Below are 21,518 nucleotides of genomic sequence, written 5' to 3' on the forward strand. Positions count from 1 at the left end.
GCAAAATTTACCCTACTGTGTAAGGTATCTAGACAAGGAATTTTGATTTAACGTTACCGTTTCCAGTTAACTACTAAGTCCAAATAGTGTTTAACTTGATCCCATTTTCATAATCCTAAACCAAACCTAATCAAAGTGTGAAAACGTTCACAAAATATTGTTGAAATCGCTTTCAAATTCGTATATAATTATATTAATATTACAACTTAAGAGGTGTATCAGCATGAAAGAATATATTTTTCTTCTAGAAGAACCATTGGGAAACAAAGAAATAAAGATCATCGCGTCAGGAATGACGGAAGCCTTCAGAAAAGCAAAGGAATTTCAAAAAAATATTGTCCGTGAAACTAAATCAAAGGTCAATATGATTTTAAAAGGTGTTAGATATACGGATTAACCTTAAAAGAAAATTTACTGAAAGGAAAATCCTACACTATATGTTCTTAAGATTAATACGAGATCAATAAAAGAGAACACATTCGCTTGTTACCGAACTGTGTTCTCTTTTTATTTTTATGAACCTTGGGGACTGTTCTAGTGGACTACTTATTGTCTGCTTGGAACCAAAAACACTCACCCTGTGGACGTTAACTATTAAAAAAAGCAACCCCATTCAACTAGGAAAACTGATTGAATCAAGTTCCCTAATTAAACTGGAATATATCAAGTCACTCAAGTTTTATTATAATAATCAATGGCTTGTTGGTAATCATCCTGCGTATCCAGATCCATGAGTACTCCAGGGTCATCTACATTGATGTATTCCTTCTTAAAACCATTAAGGACTACACGTAAATTACTCTGCGGGTCGGATTCGAGAATTTTTTGTTTTACTAATTTTGATAACTTAATAGGATGTCCACCTTTAACATGATAGCTGGGGATTACAACGGTCCCTTTGTGTTCTGCTAGCAGATGAATCGTCTCTTTTTTAACAAGCGGACAATCTCCAGGTGTTATAAAGAAGGCTGGGGTCTTTACTTCCGTACACCCCTTTTGAATAGAGGTGAACATGCCCTTGTTAAAGTTTTCATTAAAAACAACCTCCATTTGAAATGGATAGCTATTTTTATCATTGATTTTTGCCATTTCCTCATTGATGAGATCCGCATGAAACCCGGCTACGACGATGACTCTGCTGCATACTCCTTCAAATTTAGAAATCGTACGCTCCAACACGCTGATTTGCCCCAGTGGCAGCGTCATTTTAAATGCATTTGCTCGGCTAGAATATCCAGCAGCTAAGACAATTGCTTCCATTATTATCACCTCGCCAAGACCATGTGGACGGTTTCATTTGTCTACTTTTTGTTTAATAACCCCAAAGGAAACTGTCCATCTGGCGTTTTACATTATTTTACCACTAGCAATATTGGTCTGCCTAAGATTATTTTTATTTGGGTTACCTTGAGCTTTTTGTTATCATTTGAGAGATAGGTTGGTATCAAGGAGGACTTGGAATGAACACCTTTAATGAACTATTCCGTAAAAGAGTAGGTATCCCACAAGATGAAGTGATTACATTTGATAATTTAGATCGTGTTCTTGAAAAGACGGCAAAAACGATTCCTTTTGAGAATTTATGTATTATTGAAAATAGGACGCAGGAAATTACAAAAGAAAATTTAGCGAGAAAAATACTACAACATAACGAGGGTGGGCTTTGTTACGAACTTAATACCATTCTCTACCTTTTCTTAAATGAAAATGGTTTTACCCTCTCCTTAGTTCGCGGAGTCACTTATAATCATATGAATCATCAATGGAGTGGGACTGGGAATACTCATGTGGTCAATCTAATTACTCATCATGGGCAGGCCTACGTGGTTGATACCGGATTCGGAGGGAATTTACCATTAAAGCCTGTTCCGTTAAGCGGAGAAACTGTTGTATCTAGCAATGGAGAATTTAGAGTCGAACGTGCAGAAAGTGAACATGGAGATTATAAGTTGTACATGAAATTAAATCGGAAAGATGAGGATTGGAAAATAGGTTACGCCTTTAATTCTAAAGAGCCAATTCAAACTATATCTGAATTAAATGAAGTGCAAAAAATTATCATGGAACATCCTGAATCTGCATTTAATAAGAAGCCTCTAGTCACGAAGATCACAGATAAAGGGAACGTAACATTAACGGACACTACGTTTACACAATGGGTAGATAGCACATTGACAAAGGAAAACATTGATGAAATACGATTTCATGAAATTAAAAAAGAATATTTTAACCTTTAAGGAAGAAACATCCAATGGGGACTTATGGAGAGGATTACTGATTATAATGGTAGAAAAGATAATATACATAGATGAAATATTGGCACAATACTTTCCTACAGGCAGCTGGGTAACATGGGTTGGGCAAAGTGGCGCAAACAATACCACGCGTTTTGTTCGCGTTGATAATGAGCTATATGTTCTCCGTGTTTATGAAACCCACCAGGATGTTGAAAAGGTGAATTACGAGCATTCCATTCTGGTTGTTTTAGCGGAACTACCACTAACTTTTTCTATACCCAAGCCGATTGAATCAAGGGTTGGAAAAACGATTGTCAGAACTAGGGATGGAAAGATTGCCGCTTTATTTCAATACTTAGATGGCAGCAACCCTGCCCTGGTTGAATTGGTAGAAATTCATTCTTACGGGAGAACTGCTGGTCTATTGTCAGCTTCGCTGGCACATGTACAAATCCAGCAGCGTCCTGCCTACAGACCGTATTATGAGATTGAAAGTACTCATCCTAGTTGTTCTATACAGGACATTTTTAACTTTTGTAAAAACCCTCCACTAGAGTTTTCGGAACAGACAAAAGAATTATTAGTGATCTATGAACAGCTCACTTCTTTTATAGAGCAAGTCCCAACATTAAGGAAATTGCCACATCAGCTTGTTCACGGCGATTTAAATGCATCCAACATTCTCGTCAATGAAGATGGAATGGTGTCTGCCGTACTCGATTTTGAATTTGTTACGAACGATTTGCGGGTGATGGAACTGGCTGTTTGCTTATCTGACTTTATCCACCCTAGCAAAGAAGAAACGATTATTTGGACAAAAGTTCAGTCGTTTCTTTCTGGTTATGGGCAATCGTTAAAATTGACAGCAGCTGAGATCGAAGCCATTCCAATCCTTATCCAACTCAGAAGTCTCGATGTTTTCATCCACTTCCTAGGTCGTTATTTGGATAAGGTCAGCTCCATTGATATCGTTAAAGAGTATATACAGAAATCTGCGATACGCTGTAAATGGATTAAGGAAAATAAAAAGCAGTTCATTACTTTATGTAGGAATTGGTTGATATAAATAGGTAATGGGGACGGTTCTTTTGGATAACTTTTGTTAAAGTTTAAACCAAAAGAACCGTCCCCATGTCGGTCATGTGCGTTTTAAAATACCCCTGGCCCACTAGAATTATCCTTCATTACTTCCCCTAATTTCTCTCTTTGTATATCTTCATCAGGAATGGACATCCCAGATTTCTTTTCGTAATAAATCGCAATACCTCCAACAATAAAAACCGGTATTAATATCAATAACCAAATCATTCTTAACACCTCCTTGTTTTTATTATATTGGTATTTTTACTTTATTTGACAACTTTTTCCTATTTGATCCTAAATTGATAAAATGGCACTATCCAAAACATAACGAAATTTGTCAAAGTGCACTTCTATTGTACCCACCTTTTTTCGTGGAACTTATAATCCCTTTAAACAAAAAAATGACCAACAAATAAAATTTGTTGATCATTTCAGAGCAATTAGCCTCATTAGCGATAAGATTAAGGTGATACCTCTACAGAGTTCATCTCGGTTTCTTTATTGGATTCCTTTAAATAATCTAAAACCCGCTGGGCCATTAATTTATACCCGCTTGTGTTTGGATGGAATTCATCTTCCGCCAATAAGTCAATGGTAGAATTACTGAATAAGTCGATTGTTGGAATAAATCTTACGTTCTTGTATTCTTCTGAAACTGATTTACCCGCCTCATTCCAATTGTCTACGATCAGGCCAAGTTCTTTTATTTCTCCAAAATGCCGTTCAAATGGATTGTAAAAACCAATTAAATAAATTTGGGTATCTGGATTAAGCTCATTAATTTTATTAAAAATAGCCTTTAATCGCTCCATATATTTCACCCTTTCCGCTTGGAAGGGTTCCATCGTAACATTCATAAAATTGGATTTAAATACACTCATAATGTCGTTCGCACCAATTGTAATGAGGACCATATCAGCTTCTTTAATGGCAGAAGCAATGTCTTCATTCTCCAGTCTTTTCAGTAACTGATCGGTTCGGTTTCCTTTTTTACCGAAATTTTGTACAGTGATATTTAGTTTATTGTCTTCAAACGTGTTATTAAGAATCCCTACATAACCGCCATTTTCTGTTTCATCCCCAATGCCTTCCGTGAGAGAGTCACCTATTGCCACAATTTGTTGATCTTTCTTTAGAAAGTCTAATGCAACCTCCAGTACTTCCCTGACCTTATCCTTAATATTTTCCGCTATTGGCTTAGCAGTGACTTCTACCTGCTCGGTTTGTTCCTCTTCCTCAGGTTTGTCGTCTTGAACGGTACGATCTTCTGTCTTTTTCGTTTGTTCTTGACTAACAGAAGCGACCGCCTTTACATATTCCACCTTTGTTTGAGTACTATCTTGCAGAAGTAAATATAGGCAGCCGGTTACTACTAAAGTACCAATTATTATACTTATCCATTTTAATTTTTTTTGCTTCAAGTCCATCACACCTATTACAATTGTAAAATGATAATCTTAAAAATAAACAACTTACTAATATATAGTTATTCATTTTATCATGCATGGCAACATTCTAAAAGACAACAAATATTAGTAAATCAATAAGATGGGTTCATGCTTCCTACGAAGCATTGGCTACATAAAAAAGGTCCCGTTACGAAGGTTGTAACGGGACTCTTCTACTCATTCTATAAAATTATGAATTAAACTAACCAATGGTGAAAGTTCAAAGGCTGTTAAATCAGAGACTAAATTACACTCATCCAAGACCGACTGATACTCGATCAGACGGAACAAATGATCATTGTTTCCATAGAAACATCAGCAGACGATTTATCACAACACAAATTCCGAAAATCCAAGCAAGCTGGAATTTCCCTGCAGCGTATAAGGCAATAACAGCTATCGCAAACACAATGATTTCAATGAAAAAATGCAATGGCGCTGGAACCGCAATCATTGCTTTCGGTGATCCAAATGTACCCCATATCATAGCTAGGAAAATAGGTGACCCAATCCCAAACACCCACTTCATGATTCCATTCCCCGTTTGAAACCCCCAATATCCAACTGCTGCTAAAGCACATAATTCTAATAGGAACCTTACAGCTAGATTAATATTTTGTACTATCAGCACGAAAATCCCCCCTATTCCACTCTTTAAAAACATCAGATTAATTATATTCCTATTTCTCGTATTTTCACTGTTACAGTTTCCACGCTGCCATCATTATTTTTCCCTCCCCCTTTGTGCTTAAATGGGTTTTTCTTTAAAGTCCTTCGGATTATTTTCATCTAAGACGGCAAGTTGATCTACTATAAGGGTAACAAATAAGTGTAAATTTATTGTTAATCTTTCTGAACTTTGAAGGGATTTTTAACTGTTAAAGAAAATTCTTTTAATGAAGTTATTTGCATATACAGGGGGGAAACGATGAACAAGAGAGCAGCTGCGGGAAGGACTTTCTTTTTTAAAATGTGGGAAAATCACCCGAGGATATGGAAGCTTTTAATTGATTTAGGGATATTTCTTAAATACAAGACCTTGAATAACCATAAAATACCAAATGAAATTGTGCTGCCTTCCTCCAATAAAATCTATGTCAATTCAGAAGAAAATCGTGGCAGAGCATTGTTGGTCAGCAACGGGATGACTCAGAAGCGTTTGACAAATTTCTGGATTAAAGCAGTAAATGAACTATCACCAGATTTGGTTATCGATGTAGGAGTAAACTATGGAGAATGCATCTTCTCAACAAACTATCCTCACCACACACACATTTATGGAATCGAAGCGAATCGAGAATTGTTAAAGTATATTCATCGTTCAAGAGACGCTCATCTAAATAAAGAGCAAATTAAAATCTTTAATGTTTTTGCCGCAGATAAAGAAGAAGAAAAAACGTTTTATGTAGATAAACATTGGTCTGGTACATCTTCTGCGGCCTATCGACCTGCACACGATATGATTGAAAAAACAACTGTTAGCTCTGTTACGATTGATTCGATCATTGAAGAAGATGCTATGAACAAAAATATTTTATTTAAAGTGGATGTTGAAGGATATGAAGCTTTTGTTTTAAAAGGAATGACAGAGTTAATTCGTAAGAGTGCTTCTGCCTTAGGTTTTATTGAGTTTAATAGTGAGTATGTGGAAAAATCAGGGGTGAACGCAAATGACTTTTTACAGTTTTTACAGCAAAATTTTTCAGTTTACATCTATTTCAAAAATAAGCTAGTAAATGGAAGTCAATTAACCCTATCCGATTTACACAAGTTATTCGGGGCAAATTATGTTCATACAGATTTGATTTTAGTGAAGGATGTAAAAAAGCAAATAGATTTATTAAAACTTTCTTCAGCTTCTTAGTTTTTAGAATTGTTTTTTCCATTTAGTAATTAGTCGTCTAACATTTTTCCAGAGAACTAGTGAAGGCTGTTGTTACTATTTAAAGCACACATAACCCCGTTCTAAAATTGAACGGGGTTATGTGATATTTTGTATTATATCATTCTTTAACCGATGGCATTTCGTTAAAGAACGCTACATCTTCAATCGGAAGACGTGTGGTAGGATGTCCTGGTTTCGCTGCTTTACCAATCGCAATAAGCATGACTGGCACAAACTGCTCAGAGATTCCGAACGCTTCTACGAACTTCTTCTTATCGTATCCTCCCATTGGCACCGTATCATATCCTTTAGAACGGGCAACAAGCATGAGCTGCATGGAGATAAGTCCTCCGTCTGTAAATACAATTTGGCGAGCCACTTCGGGAGACAGGTTTGAGTATGTGTTAACTGTTCTTTCGATGAATGAGTTAGCTGTATCTACCGGCATGAACCCTGCAGCAGCAGCTTGTCCATAAATTTTTTCAGCTTTCTTGTAGCTTTCTACATCGCCAAGTACCGCAATTACGGCAGAAGCTTCGACTACTTGTTGTTGGTTAAACGCGATCGGCAAAAGTTTTTCCTTCAACTCTGGTTTATCGATAACGAGAAAACGCCATGGCTGCAGGTTTGAAGACGATGGAGCCAACGTTGCGAGCTCTAATATTTCAGTCATTTCTTCCCGTGAAATCTGGACAGTTGGATCGTATGCTCGGACTGAGCGGCGTTCACGAATAACATCTAAGAACATTTGCTGTTCCATTTTTTCTATAGTTTGAGAGTTTGACATCGTAATTCCTCCTAGTAATGACATGATGATTTTGATGAATTCTATGATGAAAAATTAGAGGTTTTTTAACCTCATTAAAGATACTTTCTATTCTAATGTCTGTATCACACTAAGTAACCTTACTCACATTCAACCAAAATGTCAAAAGGTATGCTTTAGTAACTTTATACAGCTAATGATGATCATGTCTAACAAACAAGTTGTAGCAAAATTTTGTTTGTTTCATATATATGATAATAGTAAATATTATTAGACAAGCTGGGAGTGTTGATATTGGAACCTAAATGGCTGGATTGGGCGAAGCAGCTCCAATCCATTGCGCAGGCGGGATTGGCGTATTCAAAAGATGTTTATGACTTGGAGAGATTTGAATTCATTAGAAATATCAGCGTGGACATTTTAGCTCATTATACAGAGATGGACAGGCCTGTCATCAAAGATTTATTTGCAGGTGAAACTGGCTACGCAACTCCTAAAGTAGATATTAGGGCAGTGGTTTTTCAGGATGATAAAATACTGATGGTGCGTGAAAATAGCGATGGAAATTGGGCTTTACCCGGCGGCTGGGCAGATATTGGACATACCCCAAGTGAGGTCGCTGTTAAGGAAGTAAAAGAAGAAGCAGGATTTACTGTAAAACCAATCAGAGTACTAGCGGTAACCGATAAAAAGTGCCATCCACACCCTCCATCTGCTTTTCATGTTTATAAAATATTTATACAATGCGAAATCATTAGCGGGCAAAAAGCTTTCGGAATCGAGACAAGTGAAGTGAAGTTCTTTGCTGAAAATGAACTGCCTCCTTTGTCAACAGCTCGGAATACAAAATCACAAATCGGGATGGCTTTTAGCTACTTAAAAAATCCCGATCAAGCTGTTTATTTTGATTAAACAACGAAATCTGTAAATGTATGAAACCAAGATGAACTTCAATTACATCTTGGTTTTTCATTTCTATTATTAATGCCTCGTACCTTTTCAGCTAAGTTTAATCGATTCTCTGAATTGGTCCATATTAAAGTTTTTACCTGGACAACTTTTTGCCATGCCATTTACTTCCCGATGTCCAAGGATTTGAGCAGTTGATAAATGATATTGCTCTAAAAGGAACATACAAAGTTTTCTTAATGATTTTAACTGCTCTATTGAGGGAGTATGACTATCAAAATTTCCTGCTAAACATATACCCAATGATTTTTGGTTATATGAAATAGCGTGTGCTCCGACATGATATCCTCTCCCATTCATGATTTCACCGTTTTCCTCAATAAAAAAATTATACCCTATCCCACTCCATCCACGCTCATTCTGATGAAACTGATGGGTTTTATTCACATCCCAACCTATTTCTTCGGTATGGTGCACAATGATGTACATAACATTTTTTAGAGTTAAAAGCGGTTCCTTAAATAATAATTTACTATCTTTAATCCATCCTGGTTCTATACTCATGTAGCGCTCTCCTCTTTGCAAAAACGAATCATGATCCCAGACTTATCATCTGAACGAAGGTTATTCCTTATCTCATATTGTTCTAATTCGATAGAATATGCTTGTAAACCGATTGTTTGTATCTTTTTAAATGTTTCTTTCACTGAATATTTTGGATGAAAAAGGCCATCTGTTATCAATAATAATGTTTTGATTTCACTGATTGTTATTTGTCCATGCTGTATAAAATTTACTACCTCTTCTTTTCCATTCGCTACAGTGTAGCCATATTCCTTATTAGCTAATGAACGATTAAAAACCAACTGGTTTGTTCGATTCTGAAAATACTCCTCGTCTGGAAGGTTAACACCTTGCTTTCTTAATTCCTCGCGCCATGCCTTCGCACGATAACTTATATCTTTTACCGTATCCCTTGTTAAGGCTTTTATCGTTCCGTTTTGATATTCAGCCATGATCATACAATCACCAAGCTGCGCATACGAAATCTTTCCTTCTTCTTCAACTTTTATCATTGCCGCACATGTGGACCAAAGTCCTTCATGTATTTCCTGATTCACCTTGTATTTGTCCATTCTTTCACTCAACATTCTATTTGCATTCACGATTCCTTCCACTAATGTAAGGTTACTTTTGTAGAGTCTTAAAAAATAATCCTTAAATATATTTGAAGCTAGATGTGCACCGTTCATTCCGTTCTCATCTTGGAATGGCACTAATGGAGTTGCCCCATCGAAAACCCCAAAAACATTAAGCTTTTCATTTATTACGATTGAATCTTCACTGACCCTTTTATGAGGTGCAGCTTTACAAAATGACTCAATGATCATTGAACTTCCACCTTTTTTTCGATTTACAAAAAATCGATTAATCAAATTATCATATTATATGGCTTAAGAGGTATACATAACATTAAATTAATAAAATTAATTATTTAATTAAAAATTTTAATATTTTCTTCGAAAAAATTAATTTTTATTATTTACTATTTGATTTTATCGATATATAATCAAATCAAATAAAAGGAAGGAATTACAATATGTCACATAAAGTAATTACAAATTGTCCTGTCTGCAGCAATACATTAAAGATTATGAAGCTGCAGTGCTCTCATTGTCACACTACGATTGAAAATGAGTTTGAGTTAACCAAGTTAGCATCATTATCCAAGGATCAGCTTCATTTTGTCGAAGTGTTTTTAACATGCAGAGGGAACATCAAAGAAGTTGAAAAGGAACTGGGCATTTCGTATCCAACGGTCAGAAGTAAGCTAACTGACATCATTTCTTCCCTTGGATATGTGCAGAAGAAGAAAAATGAAGTTGATGAGAAAAAGATTGTTACCATGTTGGAAAATGGCGAAATCACAGCAGAGGAAGCCATTAAGCTTTTAAAAGAGGAATAGGAGGAATGGACCATGAAAGAAGAAATTGCAAGAGTATTAACTTTGGTGCAAGAAGGGAAAATTGACGCAGATAAAGGATCAGAACTGATTCAAGTATTAAAAGGGAAAGAAGAAGCTGGAAGTAAGCTCGTAGAAAAAACAACTAACTATGTTGATAAAACATTAAAAATTCGTGTTGTTTCAGCGGAAAATGATAACGTTACCGTTAATTTGCCAATAAAACTTATCAAGGTTGTATTAATGGCTGGCCATAGCATCGCAGCCAGTATTCCTCAATCCGAAAAATATGTGAAGGATCTTGACATAAACCTTATTATTGAAGCAATTGAAAACGAATTGGATGGCCAAATTGTTGATGTGAAGTCGGCAAACGGTGATACCGTTTCTGTCATCATTGAGTAGTGGATTTCCCTATGCTGTATGTAAAAGTGAAAGCAAAAGACGTCCGGTTAACCATCCCAGTTCCGTATGCCCTTCTAACCATTTTTAATTCTATTTTGTCTTCAAAATTTGTCCATCAACAGGCAAACAAATGGACGAAAGAACATTTTGATAGAAAGAAACTTGACTTCTCTATTCCACAAATAGATAAAGAAACGCTAAAACCAATCATCAAGGAACTGAAACACCATAAAGGAGTCGTGCTGGTAGACGTCATAGCTAAGGATGGTACCGAGGTTAAGGTTACACTCTAAACTTTAAGTATTCCTGCCAGATCCCCCTAAAGTAAAACGCGAATCACTAGGTAACAAGAGATTCGCGTTTTACTGTTATATCATATAGGTAGTATTTAAACTTATAACACCTCAGATGAACGTTCATATTCAATTCCTTGTATCCGTTTCTGATGTGTGTATACATTGAATCCATTCCCCCGTATAAAACCAACCGCCGTAATTCCAAGTTCCTCAGCTAAATCTAATGCTAGGTTGGTAGGAGCCGATTTGGAAAGGATAATTCCGACACCAATCTTAGCAGCCTTAAGTAACACCTCAGAAGAAATTCGACCGCTGAACGCAATAATTTTATCTTTTAATGGAATTCGATTTATAATACAATACCCAAATAGTTTATCTAAGGCATTATGACGACCGATATCAGTTCTGGAAATAACGATACCCTCACCTGTACATAATGCAGCATTATGAACACCACCGGTTTGTTGAAAATGAGAGGAGCTTTCTTGCATCTTCTTCATCAGATCGCGGCATTGTTCCGGTGTCACTGTCAATTTCGTCATCACCGTTTTTGCAGTCTTCATGTCATTATGAAAGTAAAATTGTCGTCCCTTTCCGCAACAGGAGCCTATAAATCGCTTTGAGTGTAAATCCTTTTGAATATTATGTTTATTCACAAGTTCAACATATGCGAATCCCTTTTCTTCATCTATGTGAAGTGATTCGATGTCTTGGTAAACGCGTATCACACCTTCGGAAGCAAGGAAACCGACTACCAATTCCTGCAGTTCAGAAGGAGTACAAACCATAGTAGCAAACTCGTCACCATCTAAAATAACTGTTAAGGCTGTTTCAACAGCAATCTCATCCTCTTCTTCATAAAAGCTTTGTCCATTATATCTGACAATGTTTTGCGAAGTTGTGATTTCTTTTAACAATGATGTTGCCCCTTCCCCTGTTTAACTAACTTCTGTTTCAAGATCTGCAATAGGCTTTTCTACATATTGGGTATCTTTACGAGCGTTATACCGTTCTGCTTTTTCAACATTTACGGTAATGTTGTAATCTGGGATTCCTGCAAATTTCTCGTACCTGCCGCGTGGCAGCAAGAAGTTACCTTCTGGGAAGTGTACTTCGATATTACCAGGTGCAATATCCACGAACTTTGCCGTACCTTGGAAGACACCAAAACCGTTATAGACAACGATCCCTTCTCCCTCAGCGATACTTAATTTTTGACCATCTACTGGACTCATTAATACGTCATAGCGACCTGCGCCGTTTAAAGGGTCAACCTCTTTGTATACCATGGAGTTGAACTGTTTGCCTCGACGGGAGGTGACCACAAACTGTTCTGGCTTTTTATTTAAATCAGGAATGTCTACCGGAATTAAGCTTCCTCTTCCATCAGGAGTTGGACAAATCCCATCTTCACATAGCCAAGCTCCGCCCCACTGGAATACATCCCCTTGCTTTTTCAAGTGCTGAATGCCTTCATAATCAGGATTTGCTTTTGCAATCTCTTCACGAATATCAAAACCATCGGCAAAGTCAACTAAGTGGGCTGTTTCTGGTTTTACTCGCTTTGCAAGATCAATGTAGATCTTCCATTCAGCACGTGCCTCTTCAATTTTATTTTTGTTACCAGGAATTTCAGGTGAGAAGTACACCATCCGCTCTGTCGATGTACTCGTTCCTCCATCCTCTTGCTCATAACGTGTTTTTGCCGGCAGTACGATGACCGCTTCTTTTGCGTCGACAAGTGTGGAGGTATTTAGAATAATATCCTGATGGACACGAATTTCGAGCTCAGATAAAGCATGTGCAATGAAATCCGGATCCGGCATCGTTTCTAAAAAGTTACCGCCAGATAAGTAATAAAGCTTCACTTTCCGTTCATGGTCTTCAGGAAGCACGATGTTTTCCAAGGTCACCCCAACGATATCGCCCTGCCATCTTGGAAGCTCAAATCCCCAAATTTGCTCCATTCTTTCCACATTCTTGGCATCCCAGCCGCCGCCAGGCAGCACGAATGGATCTGCTCCCATTTCACCGCTTCCCTGTACACTGGAGTGTCCACGGAATGGCATAAGACCAGCGTGTTTACGGCCTAGGTGGCCGCGAAGCAGCGCCAGATTTGCCACTTGCGATATGTTGTCTGTTGCAAAGGAGTGCATGGTTAGACCAAGCGCCCACGCATACACAGCGTTTTTACTGTTTGCTAAAAGTTCAGCTAATTCAATAATCCGTTCTTTTGATACACCAGAAGATTCAATTATTTCGTCCCAGCTTTGTTCCTGCACTTTACTCTTTAGTTCTTCATATCCGTTCACATGTTCCTGAACAAACTCATGGTTGATTGCTGAACCATAGTCTTTTTCTTCCATCGCAAACCAATGCTTCATAATTCCATGCATAAAAGCAATATCTCCGCCGATATTGACTTGGTAGAAATCATCGGCAATTTTCGTTCCAAATAAGGCAGACTCAGGATTAGAAGGGATCCAATATTTATCCATTGCCGGTTCACGGTATGGGTTGACAACGATAATTTTAGTCCCCTTTTTCTTTGCTTCAAGCATGTATTTTGAAGATACAGGTGAAGCGTTAGAAGCGACACTCCCCCAAAACAATAAGACATCCGTTCCGATCCAATCCAAATAATTAGATGTCGAAGCCCCTACTCCAATCGAGCGTTTTAAAGCGGTCTTACTTGGAGCGTGACAAATTCTAGAAGCGTTATCAATGTGATTCGTCCCAAGAAAACGGGCTACTTTTGCAGCAACATAATAGCTTTCATTGGTAATTCCACGAGCCGTTAGGTAAAACGAATATTGCTTCGGATTCAATTTTTTCATTTTGTCAGCGATTAAATCCATCGCCTCATCCCAGTTAATACGAGAGAATTTTCGTTCACCTTTTCTGCGGATCATCGGATACGGTATACGGCCGAGCTTCCGGAGCTCCGTGCTATCATACTTTCTTAATTCATCTATATCGGCATGAAGAATTTCCGGCTTTATGGCAGGCATTGTATTTAACCTAAGTACATTCATACGTGTTGTACAAACATGCGGTCCTTCCAAAGTCTGATCATATAAACCAGATACACCAAGTGCGCAGCCGTCACAAACACCTTTCGTAATAATGTTTGTTGCATAGCCGATATTATCTCGATTATCCCAAGCGATTTTCATCGTATCACGAATATGCTTTGGTTTTATTTTTCCTAATCCGAACGGGATTGGACTTACCCAATGTTCAGGAGCAGGCATTTTTGCTTTTTTCTGTGGTCCTGGATGTAATGTTTTTCCCATTTATATTTCCTCCTCTAGAGTTCCCAGTTCTAAAACCAATAAAAAACCACCAGGGAGCGCATCTAATACTTAGATGACTTCTCCGAGGTGGTTAGTCTTTAACAGGTTCGCTGCCAAGTGCCAACAATCATGTAGTTGGGTAGAAGTGTTCTTTACGATTCTGTAAACTTTTTTTCAATATCTTGATCAAAAACGAAAATCGACATCCCTCTGTCCTCTTCAATATCAATATCGACAAATACATGAAGGAAGTTAGCGCCTAACAGTTCCTCCATTTCAACAGGATGGTTTTTCTTATAAATCTCTTTGACCATTTCCGTCCTAGCAGCACGAAGCATTTGTTTTCCATCATCTGCCGTTGCAATAAATTTTTCAATCGGTGATAAATTTCCTTCTAATTCAGAAATTGCCCAGCACTTACAAAAGGTTGTTCTCACTTGACTTGGACCTTTTCCCATATGGCGTTTTCGATATGCGCGAACAATATTACTAAATTCTGCTTCATATTTATTCACTTTGATTTCATCTCATTTCACTTACATATAATCCTTATATTCACTGTGCAAATGTTGTTTTTATGGGATAAGTATACAATATTATTAGTCAGATTACTAACTTGCTTGATTTTTTAATGATGAATCAACACCCTGTTGTGCCTTCAATTTCTTAATATCAAGTCGAATCAGCAGGGAGATGATCAGTGCGACCACGAATAGTCCTGAGAAAAATGTTAAGCTGCCGGAGTAGCTTCCTGTTGTATCCTTAATCCATGCAGCAAATAATGGACCAACTAGTCCTGCTGCCGCCCACGCAGTTAAGATGTAACCATGAATGGCTCCCAACTGCTTCGTCCCAAAAATGTCTCCAATAAATGCCGGTATTGCTGAAAAGCCTCCGCCATAACAGGTGTAAACAACAATTAACAAGCCCATGAACAACCATTTAATCGATACATCTGGCAGGATAAAAAAAATCACCATCTGTAGAACAAAGAATGCCGTATAGGTAGTTGGTCTGCCAATAATATCTGAAAGGCTTGCCCAGCCAATTCGGCCGAGACCATTGAAAATTCCAATTGCTCCAACAAGAGCTGCTGCAGCGGTCATATCAATTCCGATGCTTTCCATCGCAAGCGGCTTAGCAACAGCTAAAATCGCTATTCCGCAAGTAATGTTAATAAATAACATCATCCACAAGTACCAGAACCGTCTTGTTCTTACAGCCTCATTCGCCATAAGCTGTGCTAAATCAATCTTTGGCTTCGCTTTACCACTTTGAATTTTTTCCTTAAAACCTTCCGGAAGCCACCCTTCCTCTGGCTTCTCAAGATATAGAGAAGAAAGGGTCATAATGACAAAATATGAGCTTCCTAAGATGAAAAAAGTATTGGCAACACCTACTGAAGTAATCAGAGAGTTCATAATTGGGCTACTGATGGCGGCTGCGAAACCAAAACCCATAATCGCCAGTCCAGTAGCAAATCCTCGTCTATCTGGGAACCACTTAACCAACGTAGATACAGGAGCAATATAGCCTACCCCTAAGCCAATACCTCCAAGTGCTCCATAGAAAAGGTATAATAACGATTTTGAACCTACGTTCACCGCAATACCAGATCCTATGATACCGATACCAAAGAATACTGCTGCAACTAACCCAGCCTTTCTTGGACCATGTTTCTCAACAAAATGCCCCATAAAAGCAGCGGACAAGCCTAAAAATAATATCGCAATACTAAATGTAAGTGCCACTTCTGAATCAGACCAGCCAAATAGTTCTTTTAGCGGGGCTGTAAAATTACTCCAAGCATAGACGGAGCCAATTGAAATATGAATCCCGACCGCTGACATGGCAATTAACCACCGATTTTTTCTCTTTTTCATTAAGACCTCTCCCCAATGTAACCATTTTCATTTTCATTAAACAAATCGTGAAACAATAAAAAAACCGTCATAAAGATTCTTTTCATTGATTCCAAAAAACGGAATTCAAAAGAATCCTTATAACGGTTTGCCTTAAACAGGAACGCTGTTAAGTACCAACAGTTATTTATGTGCCTTCAATATGAGAGTATGCTCTCTTAACCGATAAACAGGGTCGCTGTTTCGTATTAATAGAGTCTCATATTTTATAAGAATGAATATTTCACAATTTGTTCACAATTTAATTTTTATAATACCATGGCAGCGAATTCATTACAATAGCTATATTTCATTTATTCCCTTATACAGCAAACCGTTGCAATCCTATCATCCTGAATCCACGTTCTCCATTCAGTTGGTTATTCATATGTGATTTTGCTATATATCGTAATGTTCTCATTCCTTCTTAACAAACTGGTAATCAGACAAACACACATTTCCCGCCCATACATACCATAAATAAAAATGGCAGGAGGTCGTTTTATGGAGAAGGAACAAGCATCTGTTTCACATTCCTCAAGGTCCAAGTGGCAGACTTTTGAAGTGATTGGGATATTGTTAGTCTTTGGGTCATTGATTTTGCTTTTATTCGCTCCTAATTCACTGTCAAACTTATTTGATACGATTATCAAAGAAGTAAAACCGATTGTTGTCGATATTTTTCTAACAAGTGAAGTGGGGATTGCGATTATTGTAAGCGTTATTGTTGGTCGCCTACTAGAACGTTTAGGATTTACGGATGGGCTCATTCGTTTATTTGTTCCGATTATGAAGTGGTTCAAGATCAATCCTTCCGTCATTATTCCAAGTGTCTATAATATCCTTGGAGATATTAACGCTGCCGGAAAAATCTCAGGTCCAATTTTAGTGAAAGCAAATGCAACCAAAGCGGAGCAAAAAATTGCTGTTGCAACGATGATTCAATCTCCACAATCCTTTGCAACCTTTGTATTAGGCCTTATCGCACTATCTGCATTTAGCATTAATGCCTTTCCACTCGTCATCTTATCTATTTTTGCCCCCATCATCGTCGTTCCGTTGCTCTTATCTAGAACGATTTACCGAGATACCAAAAAAGTGGAGCTTGAGGAATTACCACGGTTTACACCAACTACCAAGTTTTTGCAAACCATTTTCTCATCTGCTAAAGAAGGCGTTGAACTGCTGTTTTTAATTATTATTCCAGCTGTTGCAGCCGTCTTTTTCTTTATCGGAGCCTTAAAATTCATAGGAGTCTGGAGTTTCATAGAATCAAGCTTATCCTCTGTTCTTATGTTCTTGAGCATTGAACCTGCTACCGGCATCGTGTCTATTCTCGCAGCACCAACACTTGCCGTGGCGCAGCTTGCAGAGCTTGCAAACACCATTGACCCCCGTTTAATTGTCGGTTCATTTGTGTTAGCAAACTCCGGGCTGCCATTATCTGTTATCTTTGGACAGGTGCCTGTCACCTGGGCAGAAACATCTGGCTTAAATGAACGGGAAACATTAGAAGCAGCGATTATTGGCACGATTCTTCGGATTATTACGGCGTGTGTATTGGGTTATTTTTTAACTCCATTTTTGGTGTGATGAAGGATGAACTATTTGATTCGAAGTAAAAAAATAGTCACTGTCAGTCAGTTAGGGACCTTGGAAGATGGCGCAATGATTATTGATGATGGAAAAATCGCTGAGATTGGTAACTATGAAAGGATCAAGGGAAAGTATCCGGATATCGATGTGATAGATTGTTCGAACTATGTGATTACACCCTCTTTGGTAGATTGCCATACTCATTTACTAGAATATGCACCCACCTCCCTCTATTCGGTAACGCCTGAAACTCATTTTTTAGCAGGTAAAGCCATTCTCTTACATGCCTTGTCATCGGGTATCACAGCACTTGGAGAGCAAATCTGCGGCCACCCGTTTTGTGATTTTTCAAAAGAAGATTACCAAAAAGTAGGTCGTGATCTACCTATTGATATTACCTTTGCGACTACCAGTATTTCGATAGGTTTTGAAAATCTAGCCCATTTTACCTCAATCACAAAATCACGAGGAGTTACACAATTTGATTTATCGGACCCACTTCTGGTACAAATGATTGCTCTTGAGAGTGATTATCCTGGGGAAAATATTTTTATCAATGCTACACCAGCAAATTTTACCGAAAAAGAAGTACCTAGGGCAGGAGAAATCATCTATAAGCAGGAGGAGTTACAAAGGATCGTAAATATCTATCATCGATTAGGAAAACGGATGGGTGCCCACGTGGCTGGTGAAGAAGGAATTAACCTCGCTTTAGATGCTGGCGTTGATGTCTTACATCATGCACATGGAATTACGGATGAACAAATAGAGAAAGCTGCAAAACTAGGAACTATAATCGTCGCCACTCCAATGGGCGGTACACATTTACAGCCGAACGCTCCAGAAGAAATTCTTAAATTTGTACAAAAAGATATCCCTGTATCCATCTCAACCGACTCCTATCTTCCACCCTTTCAAGGAACATCCTGGCTGCCATTTCAAGACCAAGCATTAAAAGGGCCAGACGTCTTAATGTTAATTGCTCAGCCAGCGATGAAGCTATTAAAGAAGCATGATTATGATGAAAATAAGATTCTAGCGCTATTAACCGATAATCCCGCAAAGCTATTAGGGAAAGATGATGTGTTCGGAAGATTAGAAGCAGGTCTAGAAGCAAACTTCTTAGTATCCGAAGGAATACCTGGCTTAGAAATCGCAGAGATTAATCAGATAAAGAATGTTTTCTATAAAGGAGTTAAGATCATTGACCGGCTATAAGAATATCTACTTACTTGCAGAGTAATTCACTTAAAATGAATTAGCTCTGTTTTTTTTTTAAGAGAAATACAGAGTTTAACAAAAAATTTTCTATCTTTCGAACAAATATTGCTTTTCCCTCCACCTATCATAATTACCGATAACTTCTATCAAGAAAAAAGTGATTTCATTCTAATCATAGAATAAAACCACTTTTCGTTTTCCTTTATGATCTATTTAGACAAGATTCAGGAATCTCGATTTTCACTTCACTGCCTTGCTCTGCTGAACGTAATATTCCATCAATGATTGCCTGATTAATCACAATTTGCTCACCAGGAATTGGTGCAGGATCATCATTCTTAATTGCCAAGACAAAGTCGCGCACCTTTTCATAAAAAATATTATACTGATGATTTTGAACAGGAATAGCAGATTCTACATGGTGACCTTTTATATCATGAAATAAGCTTATCGTACCGATTCCACCGTCCCACACACCGCTCCATGGTCCGCTGCCCGCTGGCGTTAATTTCAAACCAGCATCTTTTCCAAGGAAGAGTGTTGGACCTAGAGAGTCCATATGCATGGCCCATGATATTTTAAAATTTAACACAATCCCGCCTTCTAAACGGATCATCGCTACACCAAAATCCTCTACCTCAAACTTATCTGCTTCCTTGTGGTATATCGGATTTGTACCGAAATGATTCGACGTATAAGCGGATACGGTTAAGGGCTTAGGATAGCCTAATGTATTTAAAGCTAGGTCTAATGAATAACAACCGATATCTGCCATTGCACCCGCACCAGCTAATTCTTTATTGATAAAGGTTCCTCCTGGCATTCCCCGCCTGCGTCCGCCGCCTGTTTCAACATAATAGACATTCCCTAATTGACCCGATTGAACAATTTCTTTTACTGCTTTCATATTCGGATCATATCTTGGTTGAAATCCGACTGTCAGGATTTTTTCAGCCTTTTTGGAGGCTTCCACCATTTCAATCGCCTGTCCTAGGGTAACAGCCATCGGCTTTTCCACTAGCACATGTTTGCCTGCATTAAGGGAATCAATGCTTGTGCTATGATGGGCAACATTTGGAGTACATATACTGACACCATCGAGATCCATTTGCAACAGCTCGAGATGGTTATCAAAAGCTTTTGCCTCTGTTAATTCAAGCTGTTCAATAAATTGTTTAGCCTTGCCTGGAATCACATCGGCAACAGCCACAATCTTTACATCTGGCATTTGCTTATAAGCTCTTGCGTGGGCAGCAGCAATTCCGCCACTGCCGATAATTCCAATCTTGAGCGCATTAGACATTTATTTGCCTCCGACTATTATTTTCCCATTACTTATTGAAGTATAGGCTGATAAAGTTGTATCTCCCAATTTAAGGGTCAACCGTTTTCTAAGCCCTTATTAATTCGTAACAAAAGAAGACTTCTCTTGGAAATATACTGCTTTTCCAGTTTTAGCGGATTCATAGATTGCCTCTAAGATTTGTGTCACTACAAAAGCTTGTTCCGGCTTTACCACTGGCTCTGTATCATGGATGATAGTATCAATCCAAAGCCTTGCTTCTAGATCGGCATCTGATTCTGAGTCTCCATCATAGAAAGCTACTCCCCCGGCACCAAGCTCAATATTGGTTGTATAAAGCTTTCCGAAGCTTTCTCCGTTGATTCGAAGTCCATCCTTCATATCGGCTCCACCATCTGTTCCACTAAGCGAACATTTTGCTTCATCTTCATCTAGAGAATTTAATGCCCAACTTGTTTCCAACACAATGGTAGCCCCATTTTCCATTGTAATAAAGCCAAAGGCGGAATCCTCAACGGTAAATTTATCAGGGTCCCACGGTCCCCACGCATTGGCAGCATTTTTCTTTTGGCTTAATTTATGATACGTGTTACCCATAACGGATTTAGGTTTATAGTTATTCATCATCCATAATGTTAAATCCAAGGCATGAGTACCAATATCGATTAACGGTCCTCCACCTTGTTTTTCCTCATCCAAAAACACACCCCATGTTGGAACCGCACGGCGGCGGATTGCATGCGCCTTCGCAAAATAAATCTCCCCCAAATCTCCGCGTTCACAAACTTTATGTAGATGCTGGCTATCTGGTCGGAAACGATTGTTATACCCGATTGTCAGCTTTTTACCAGAGCGTTTTGCCGCCTCAACCATCGTTTGTGCTTCAGCAGACGTTTTTGCCATCGGTTTTTCACACATAACATGCTTACCAGAATCCAGCGCAGCCACGGTTATTTCTGCATGGGAATCATTTGGAGTAAGAACATGGACTACATCAATACTTTCATCCTGAAGGAGCTCACGATAATCCTCAAATACCTTTGCACCAGATACTCCGTATTTAACAGCAGCTTTTTCAGCTCTTTCAATCAGTACGTCACAAAAAGCCACTAATTCAACATGCTTCAGTTTAGATAAACTAGGCATATGTTTTCCATTTGCAATGCCGCCACAACCAACAATGGCTACTTTCACGTTTTTTGTCATCTA

The 21,518-nt window shown here is 38.2% G+C and carries 23 protein-coding genes; 10 read left to right on the top strand and 13 right to left on the bottom strand.

Annotation, left to right across the window (positions count from 1 at the left end):
* Positions 1-223: 223 nt before the first annotated feature.
* On the top strand, positions 224-397 hold the full coding sequence (locus tag ACN6MT_RS20465) for a hypothetical protein (RefSeq protein ID WP_157411743.1): 174 nt from the start codon (positions 224-226) through the stop codon (positions 395-397).
* A 275-nt stretch (positions 398-672) separates the two neighbouring features.
* On the opposite strand, the gene ACN6MT_RS20470 is transcribed toward ACN6MT_RS20465, so the two are convergent.
* On the bottom strand, positions 673-1,260 hold the full coding sequence (locus ACN6MT_RS20470; RefSeq protein ID WP_419887788.1) for a nucleotidyltransferase family protein: 588 nt from the start codon (positions 1,258-1,260) through the stop codon (positions 673-675).
* 200 nt (positions 1,261-1,460) lie between these two features.
* On the opposite strand from ACN6MT_RS20470, the gene ACN6MT_RS20475 reads away from it, so the two are divergent.
* Together ACN6MT_RS20475 and ACN6MT_RS20480 are read left to right on the top strand one after the other, a co-directional pair.
* Positions 1,461-2,237: an arylamine N-acetyltransferase family protein gene (locus ACN6MT_RS20475; RefSeq protein ID WP_419887789.1), complete on the top strand. Its 777-nt coding sequence runs from the start codon at positions 1,461-1,463 to the stop codon at positions 2,235-2,237.
* Entirely contained in the window at positions 2,191-3,303 is a 1,113-nt protein-coding gene (locus ACN6MT_RS20480; protein WP_419887790.1) for a phosphotransferase, read from the top strand. Before ACN6MT_RS20475 ends, ACN6MT_RS20480 begins: the two co-directional genes overlap by 47 nt.
* An 83-nt stretch (positions 3,304-3,386) precedes the next feature.
* Here ACN6MT_RS20480 and ACN6MT_RS20485 read toward each other — a convergent pair whose 3' ends face one another.
* From ACN6MT_RS20485 to ACN6MT_RS20495, 3 genes are all read right to left on the bottom strand, one after another.
* Positions 3,387-3,545, bottom strand: a complete 159-nt coding sequence (locus tag ACN6MT_RS20485) for a hypothetical protein (protein ID WP_157411742.1) — start codon at positions 3,543-3,545, stop codon at positions 3,387-3,389.
* A gap of 236 nt (positions 3,546-3,781) precedes the next feature.
* Entirely contained in the window at positions 3,782-4,741 is a 960-nt protein-coding gene (locus ACN6MT_RS20490; RefSeq protein WP_419887791.1) for an SGNH/GDSL hydrolase family protein, read from the bottom strand.
* A gap of 322 nt (positions 4,742-5,063) precedes the next feature.
* A complete protein-coding gene (locus ACN6MT_RS20495) occupies positions 5,064-5,399 on the bottom strand; it encodes a YrdB family protein (RefSeq protein WP_419887792.1) in 336 nt (111 codons plus the stop codon).
* A 297-nt stretch (positions 5,400-5,696) separates the two neighbouring features.
* Between ACN6MT_RS20495 and ACN6MT_RS20500 the strand changes: the two genes are divergently transcribed.
* Complete coding sequence (locus tag ACN6MT_RS20500; RefSeq protein WP_419887793.1) at positions 5,697-6,632, top strand: FkbM family methyltransferase; 936 nt, start codon at positions 5,697-5,699, stop codon at positions 6,630-6,632.
* A 139-nt stretch (positions 6,633-6,771) separates the two neighbouring features.
* Here ACN6MT_RS20500 and ACN6MT_RS20505 read toward each other — a convergent pair whose 3' ends face one another.
* Positions 6,772-7,440 carry a nitroreductase family protein gene (locus tag ACN6MT_RS20505; RefSeq protein ID WP_419887794.1) on the bottom strand — a complete coding sequence of 223 codons (669 nt, stop codon included), beginning with the start codon at positions 7,438-7,440 and terminating at the stop codon, positions 6,772-6,774.
* Between the two features lie 273 nt (positions 7,441-7,713).
* Here ACN6MT_RS20505 and ACN6MT_RS20510 point away from each other — a divergent pair, with 273 nt between their 5' ends.
* Positions 7,714-8,331 (top strand): NUDIX hydrolase, encoded by a 618-nt coding sequence (locus ACN6MT_RS20510; protein ID WP_419887795.1) that lies wholly within the window; start codon positions 7,714-7,716, stop codon positions 8,329-8,331.
* Between the two features lie 87 nt (positions 8,332-8,418).
* On the opposite strand, the gene ACN6MT_RS20515 is transcribed toward ACN6MT_RS20510, so the two are convergent.
* Together ACN6MT_RS20515 and ACN6MT_RS20520 are read right to left on the bottom strand one after the other, a co-directional pair.
* The gene (locus tag ACN6MT_RS20515) at positions 8,419-8,892 is read right to left on the bottom strand and encodes a peptidoglycan recognition family protein (RefSeq protein WP_419887796.1); all 474 of its coding nucleotides are present in this window, start codon (positions 8,890-8,892) and stop codon (positions 8,419-8,421) included.
* On the bottom strand, positions 8,889-9,719 hold the full coding sequence (locus ACN6MT_RS20520; RefSeq protein ID WP_419887797.1) for a protein phosphatase 2C domain-containing protein: 831 nt from the start codon (positions 9,717-9,719) through the stop codon (positions 8,889-8,891). Before ACN6MT_RS20520 ends, ACN6MT_RS20515 begins: the two co-directional genes overlap by 4 nt.
* Positions 9,720-9,928: 209 nt before the next feature.
* Here ACN6MT_RS20520 and ACN6MT_RS20525 point away from each other — a divergent pair, with 209 nt between their 5' ends.
* Genes ACN6MT_RS20525 through ACN6MT_RS20535 form a run of 3 tightly spaced genes read left to right on the top strand, consistent with a single transcriptional unit; the run spans position 9,929 to position 10,989 of the window.
* On the top strand, positions 9,929-10,294 hold the full coding sequence (locus ACN6MT_RS20525; RefSeq protein WP_419887798.1) for a DUF2089 domain-containing protein: 366 nt from the start codon (positions 9,929-9,931) through the stop codon (positions 10,292-10,294).
* Positions 10,295-10,306: 12 nt separating this feature from the next.
* Positions 10,307-10,696 carry an SHOCT-like domain-containing protein gene (locus ACN6MT_RS20530; RefSeq protein ID WP_419887799.1) on the top strand — a complete coding sequence of 130 codons (390 nt, stop codon included), beginning with the start codon at positions 10,307-10,309 and terminating at the stop codon, positions 10,694-10,696.
* Between the two features lie 11 nt (positions 10,697-10,707).
* On the top strand, positions 10,708-10,989 hold the full coding sequence (locus tag ACN6MT_RS20535; RefSeq protein ID WP_419887800.1) for a hypothetical protein: 282 nt from the start codon (positions 10,708-10,710) through the stop codon (positions 10,987-10,989).
* 101 nt (positions 10,990-11,090) lie between these two features.
* Here the strand turns inward: ACN6MT_RS20535 and fdhD are convergent, their stop codons facing one another.
* From fdhD to ACN6MT_RS20555, 4 genes are all read right to left on the bottom strand, one after another.
* Complete coding sequence (gene fdhD, locus ACN6MT_RS20540; protein ID WP_419887801.1) at positions 11,091-11,909, bottom strand: formate dehydrogenase accessory sulfurtransferase FdhD; 819 nt, start codon at positions 11,907-11,909, stop codon at positions 11,091-11,093.
* A 21-nt stretch (positions 11,910-11,930) separates the two neighbouring features.
* Complete coding sequence (locus tag ACN6MT_RS20545; protein ID WP_419887802.1) at positions 11,931-14,288, bottom strand: FdhF/YdeP family oxidoreductase; 2,358 nt, start codon at positions 14,286-14,288, stop codon at positions 11,931-11,933.
* Between the two features lie 152 nt (positions 14,289-14,440).
* The gene (locus ACN6MT_RS20550; protein WP_419887803.1) at positions 14,441-14,803 is read right to left on the bottom strand and encodes a DUF2294 domain-containing protein; all 363 of its coding nucleotides are present in this window, start codon (positions 14,801-14,803) and stop codon (positions 14,441-14,443) included.
* Positions 14,804-14,899: 96 nt separating this feature from the next.
* Positions 14,900-16,171 carry an OFA family MFS transporter gene (locus ACN6MT_RS20555; protein ID WP_419887804.1) on the bottom strand — a complete coding sequence of 424 codons (1,272 nt, stop codon included), beginning with the start codon at positions 16,169-16,171 and terminating at the stop codon, positions 14,900-14,902.
* Positions 16,172-16,693: 522 nt separating this feature from the next.
* Between ACN6MT_RS20555 and ACN6MT_RS20560 the strand changes: the two genes are divergently transcribed.
* On the top strand, positions 16,694-17,782 hold the full coding sequence (locus tag ACN6MT_RS20560) for a hypothetical protein (RefSeq protein ID WP_419887805.1): 1,089 nt from the start codon (positions 16,694-16,696) through the stop codon (positions 17,780-17,782).
* 6 nt (positions 17,783-17,788) lie between these two features.
* Positions 17,789-19,003, top strand: coding sequence for an amidohydrolase family protein (locus ACN6MT_RS20565; protein ID WP_419887806.1), 1,215 nt, complete (start codon positions 17,789-17,791; stop codon positions 19,001-19,003).
* 205 nt (positions 19,004-19,208) lie between these two features.
* Here the strand turns inward: ACN6MT_RS20565 and ACN6MT_RS20570 are convergent, their stop codons facing one another.
* Positions 19,209-20,309, bottom strand: a complete 1,101-nt coding sequence (locus tag ACN6MT_RS20570) for a Gfo/Idh/MocA family protein (RefSeq protein WP_419887807.1) — start codon at positions 20,307-20,309, stop codon at positions 19,209-19,211.
* Between the two features lie 99 nt (positions 20,310-20,408).
* Positions 20,409-21,515, bottom strand: a complete 1,107-nt coding sequence (locus tag ACN6MT_RS20575; protein WP_419887808.1) for a Gfo/Idh/MocA family protein — start codon at positions 21,513-21,515, stop codon at positions 20,409-20,411.
* Between the last annotated feature and the right edge of the window lie 3 nt (positions 21,516-21,518).

It is taken from the genome of Neobacillus niacini (assembly GCF_048572935.1).
In the GTDB taxonomy this organism is placed as follows: Bacteria; Bacillota; Bacilli; order Bacillales; family Cytobacillaceae; genus Neobacillus; species Neobacillus niacini.

Bases quoted from the DNA above. Each gene is read 5' to 3' on its own strand.
- ACN6MT_RS20570 (WP_419887807.1), bottom strand. From the start codon at position 20,309: ATGTCTAATGCGCTCAAGATTGGAATTATCGGCAGTGGCGGAATTGCT.
- ACN6MT_RS20535 (WP_419887800.1), top strand. From the start codon at position 10,708: ATGCTGTATGTAAAAGTGAAAGCAAAAGACGTCCGGTTAACCATCCCA.
- ACN6MT_RS20485 (WP_157411742.1), bottom strand. From the start codon at position 3,545: ATGATTTGGTTATTGATATTAATACCGGTTTTTATTGTTGGAGGTATT.
- ACN6MT_RS20545 (WP_419887802.1), bottom strand. From the start codon at position 14,288: ATGGGAAAAACATTACATCCAGGACCACAGAAAAAAGCAAAAATGCCT.
- ACN6MT_RS20475 (WP_419887789.1), top strand. From the start codon at position 1,461: ATGAACACCTTTAATGAACTATTCCGTAAAAGAGTAGGTATCCCACAA.
- ACN6MT_RS20505 (WP_419887794.1), bottom strand. From the start codon at position 7,440: ATGTCAAACTCTCAAACTATAGAAAAAATGGAACAGCAAATGTTCTTA.
- ACN6MT_RS20530 (WP_419887799.1), top strand. From the start codon at position 10,307: ATGAAAGAAGAAATTGCAAGAGTATTAACTTTGGTGCAAGAAGGGAAA.
- ACN6MT_RS20500 (WP_419887793.1), top strand. From the start codon at position 5,697: ATGAACAAGAGAGCAGCTGCGGGAAGGACTTTCTTTTTTAAAATGTGG.
- ACN6MT_RS20465 (WP_157411743.1), top strand. From the start codon at position 224: ATGAAAGAATATATTTTTCTTCTAGAAGAACCATTGGGAAACAAAGAA.
- ACN6MT_RS20560 (WP_419887805.1), top strand. From the start codon at position 16,694: ATGGAGAAGGAACAAGCATCTGTTTCACATTCCTCAAGGTCCAAGTGG.
- ACN6MT_RS20565 (WP_419887806.1), top strand. From the start codon at position 17,789: ATGAACTATTTGATTCGAAGTAAAAAAATAGTCACTGTCAGTCAGTTA.
- ACN6MT_RS20480 (WP_419887790.1), top strand. From the start codon at position 2,191: ATGAAATACGATTTCATGAAATTAAAAAAGAATATTTTAACCTTTAAG.
- ACN6MT_RS20520 (WP_419887797.1), bottom strand. From the start codon at position 9,719: ATGATCATTGAGTCATTTTGTAAAGCTGCACCTCATAAAAGGGTCAGT.
- ACN6MT_RS20515 (WP_419887796.1), bottom strand. From the start codon at position 8,892: ATGAGTATAGAACCAGGATGGATTAAAGATAGTAAATTATTATTTAAG.
- ACN6MT_RS20575 (WP_419887808.1), bottom strand. From the start codon at position 21,515: ATGACAAAAAACGTGAAAGTAGCCATTGTTGGTTGTGGCGGCATTGCA.
- ACN6MT_RS20525 (WP_419887798.1), top strand. From the start codon at position 9,929: ATGTCACATAAAGTAATTACAAATTGTCCTGTCTGCAGCAATACATTA.
- ACN6MT_RS20470 (WP_419887788.1), bottom strand. From the start codon at position 1,260: ATGGAAGCAATTGTCTTAGCTGCTGGATATTCTAGCCGAGCAAATGCA.
- ACN6MT_RS20555 (WP_419887804.1), bottom strand. From the start codon at position 16,171: ATGAAAAAGAGAAAAAATCGGTGGTTAATTGCCATGTCAGCGGTCGGG.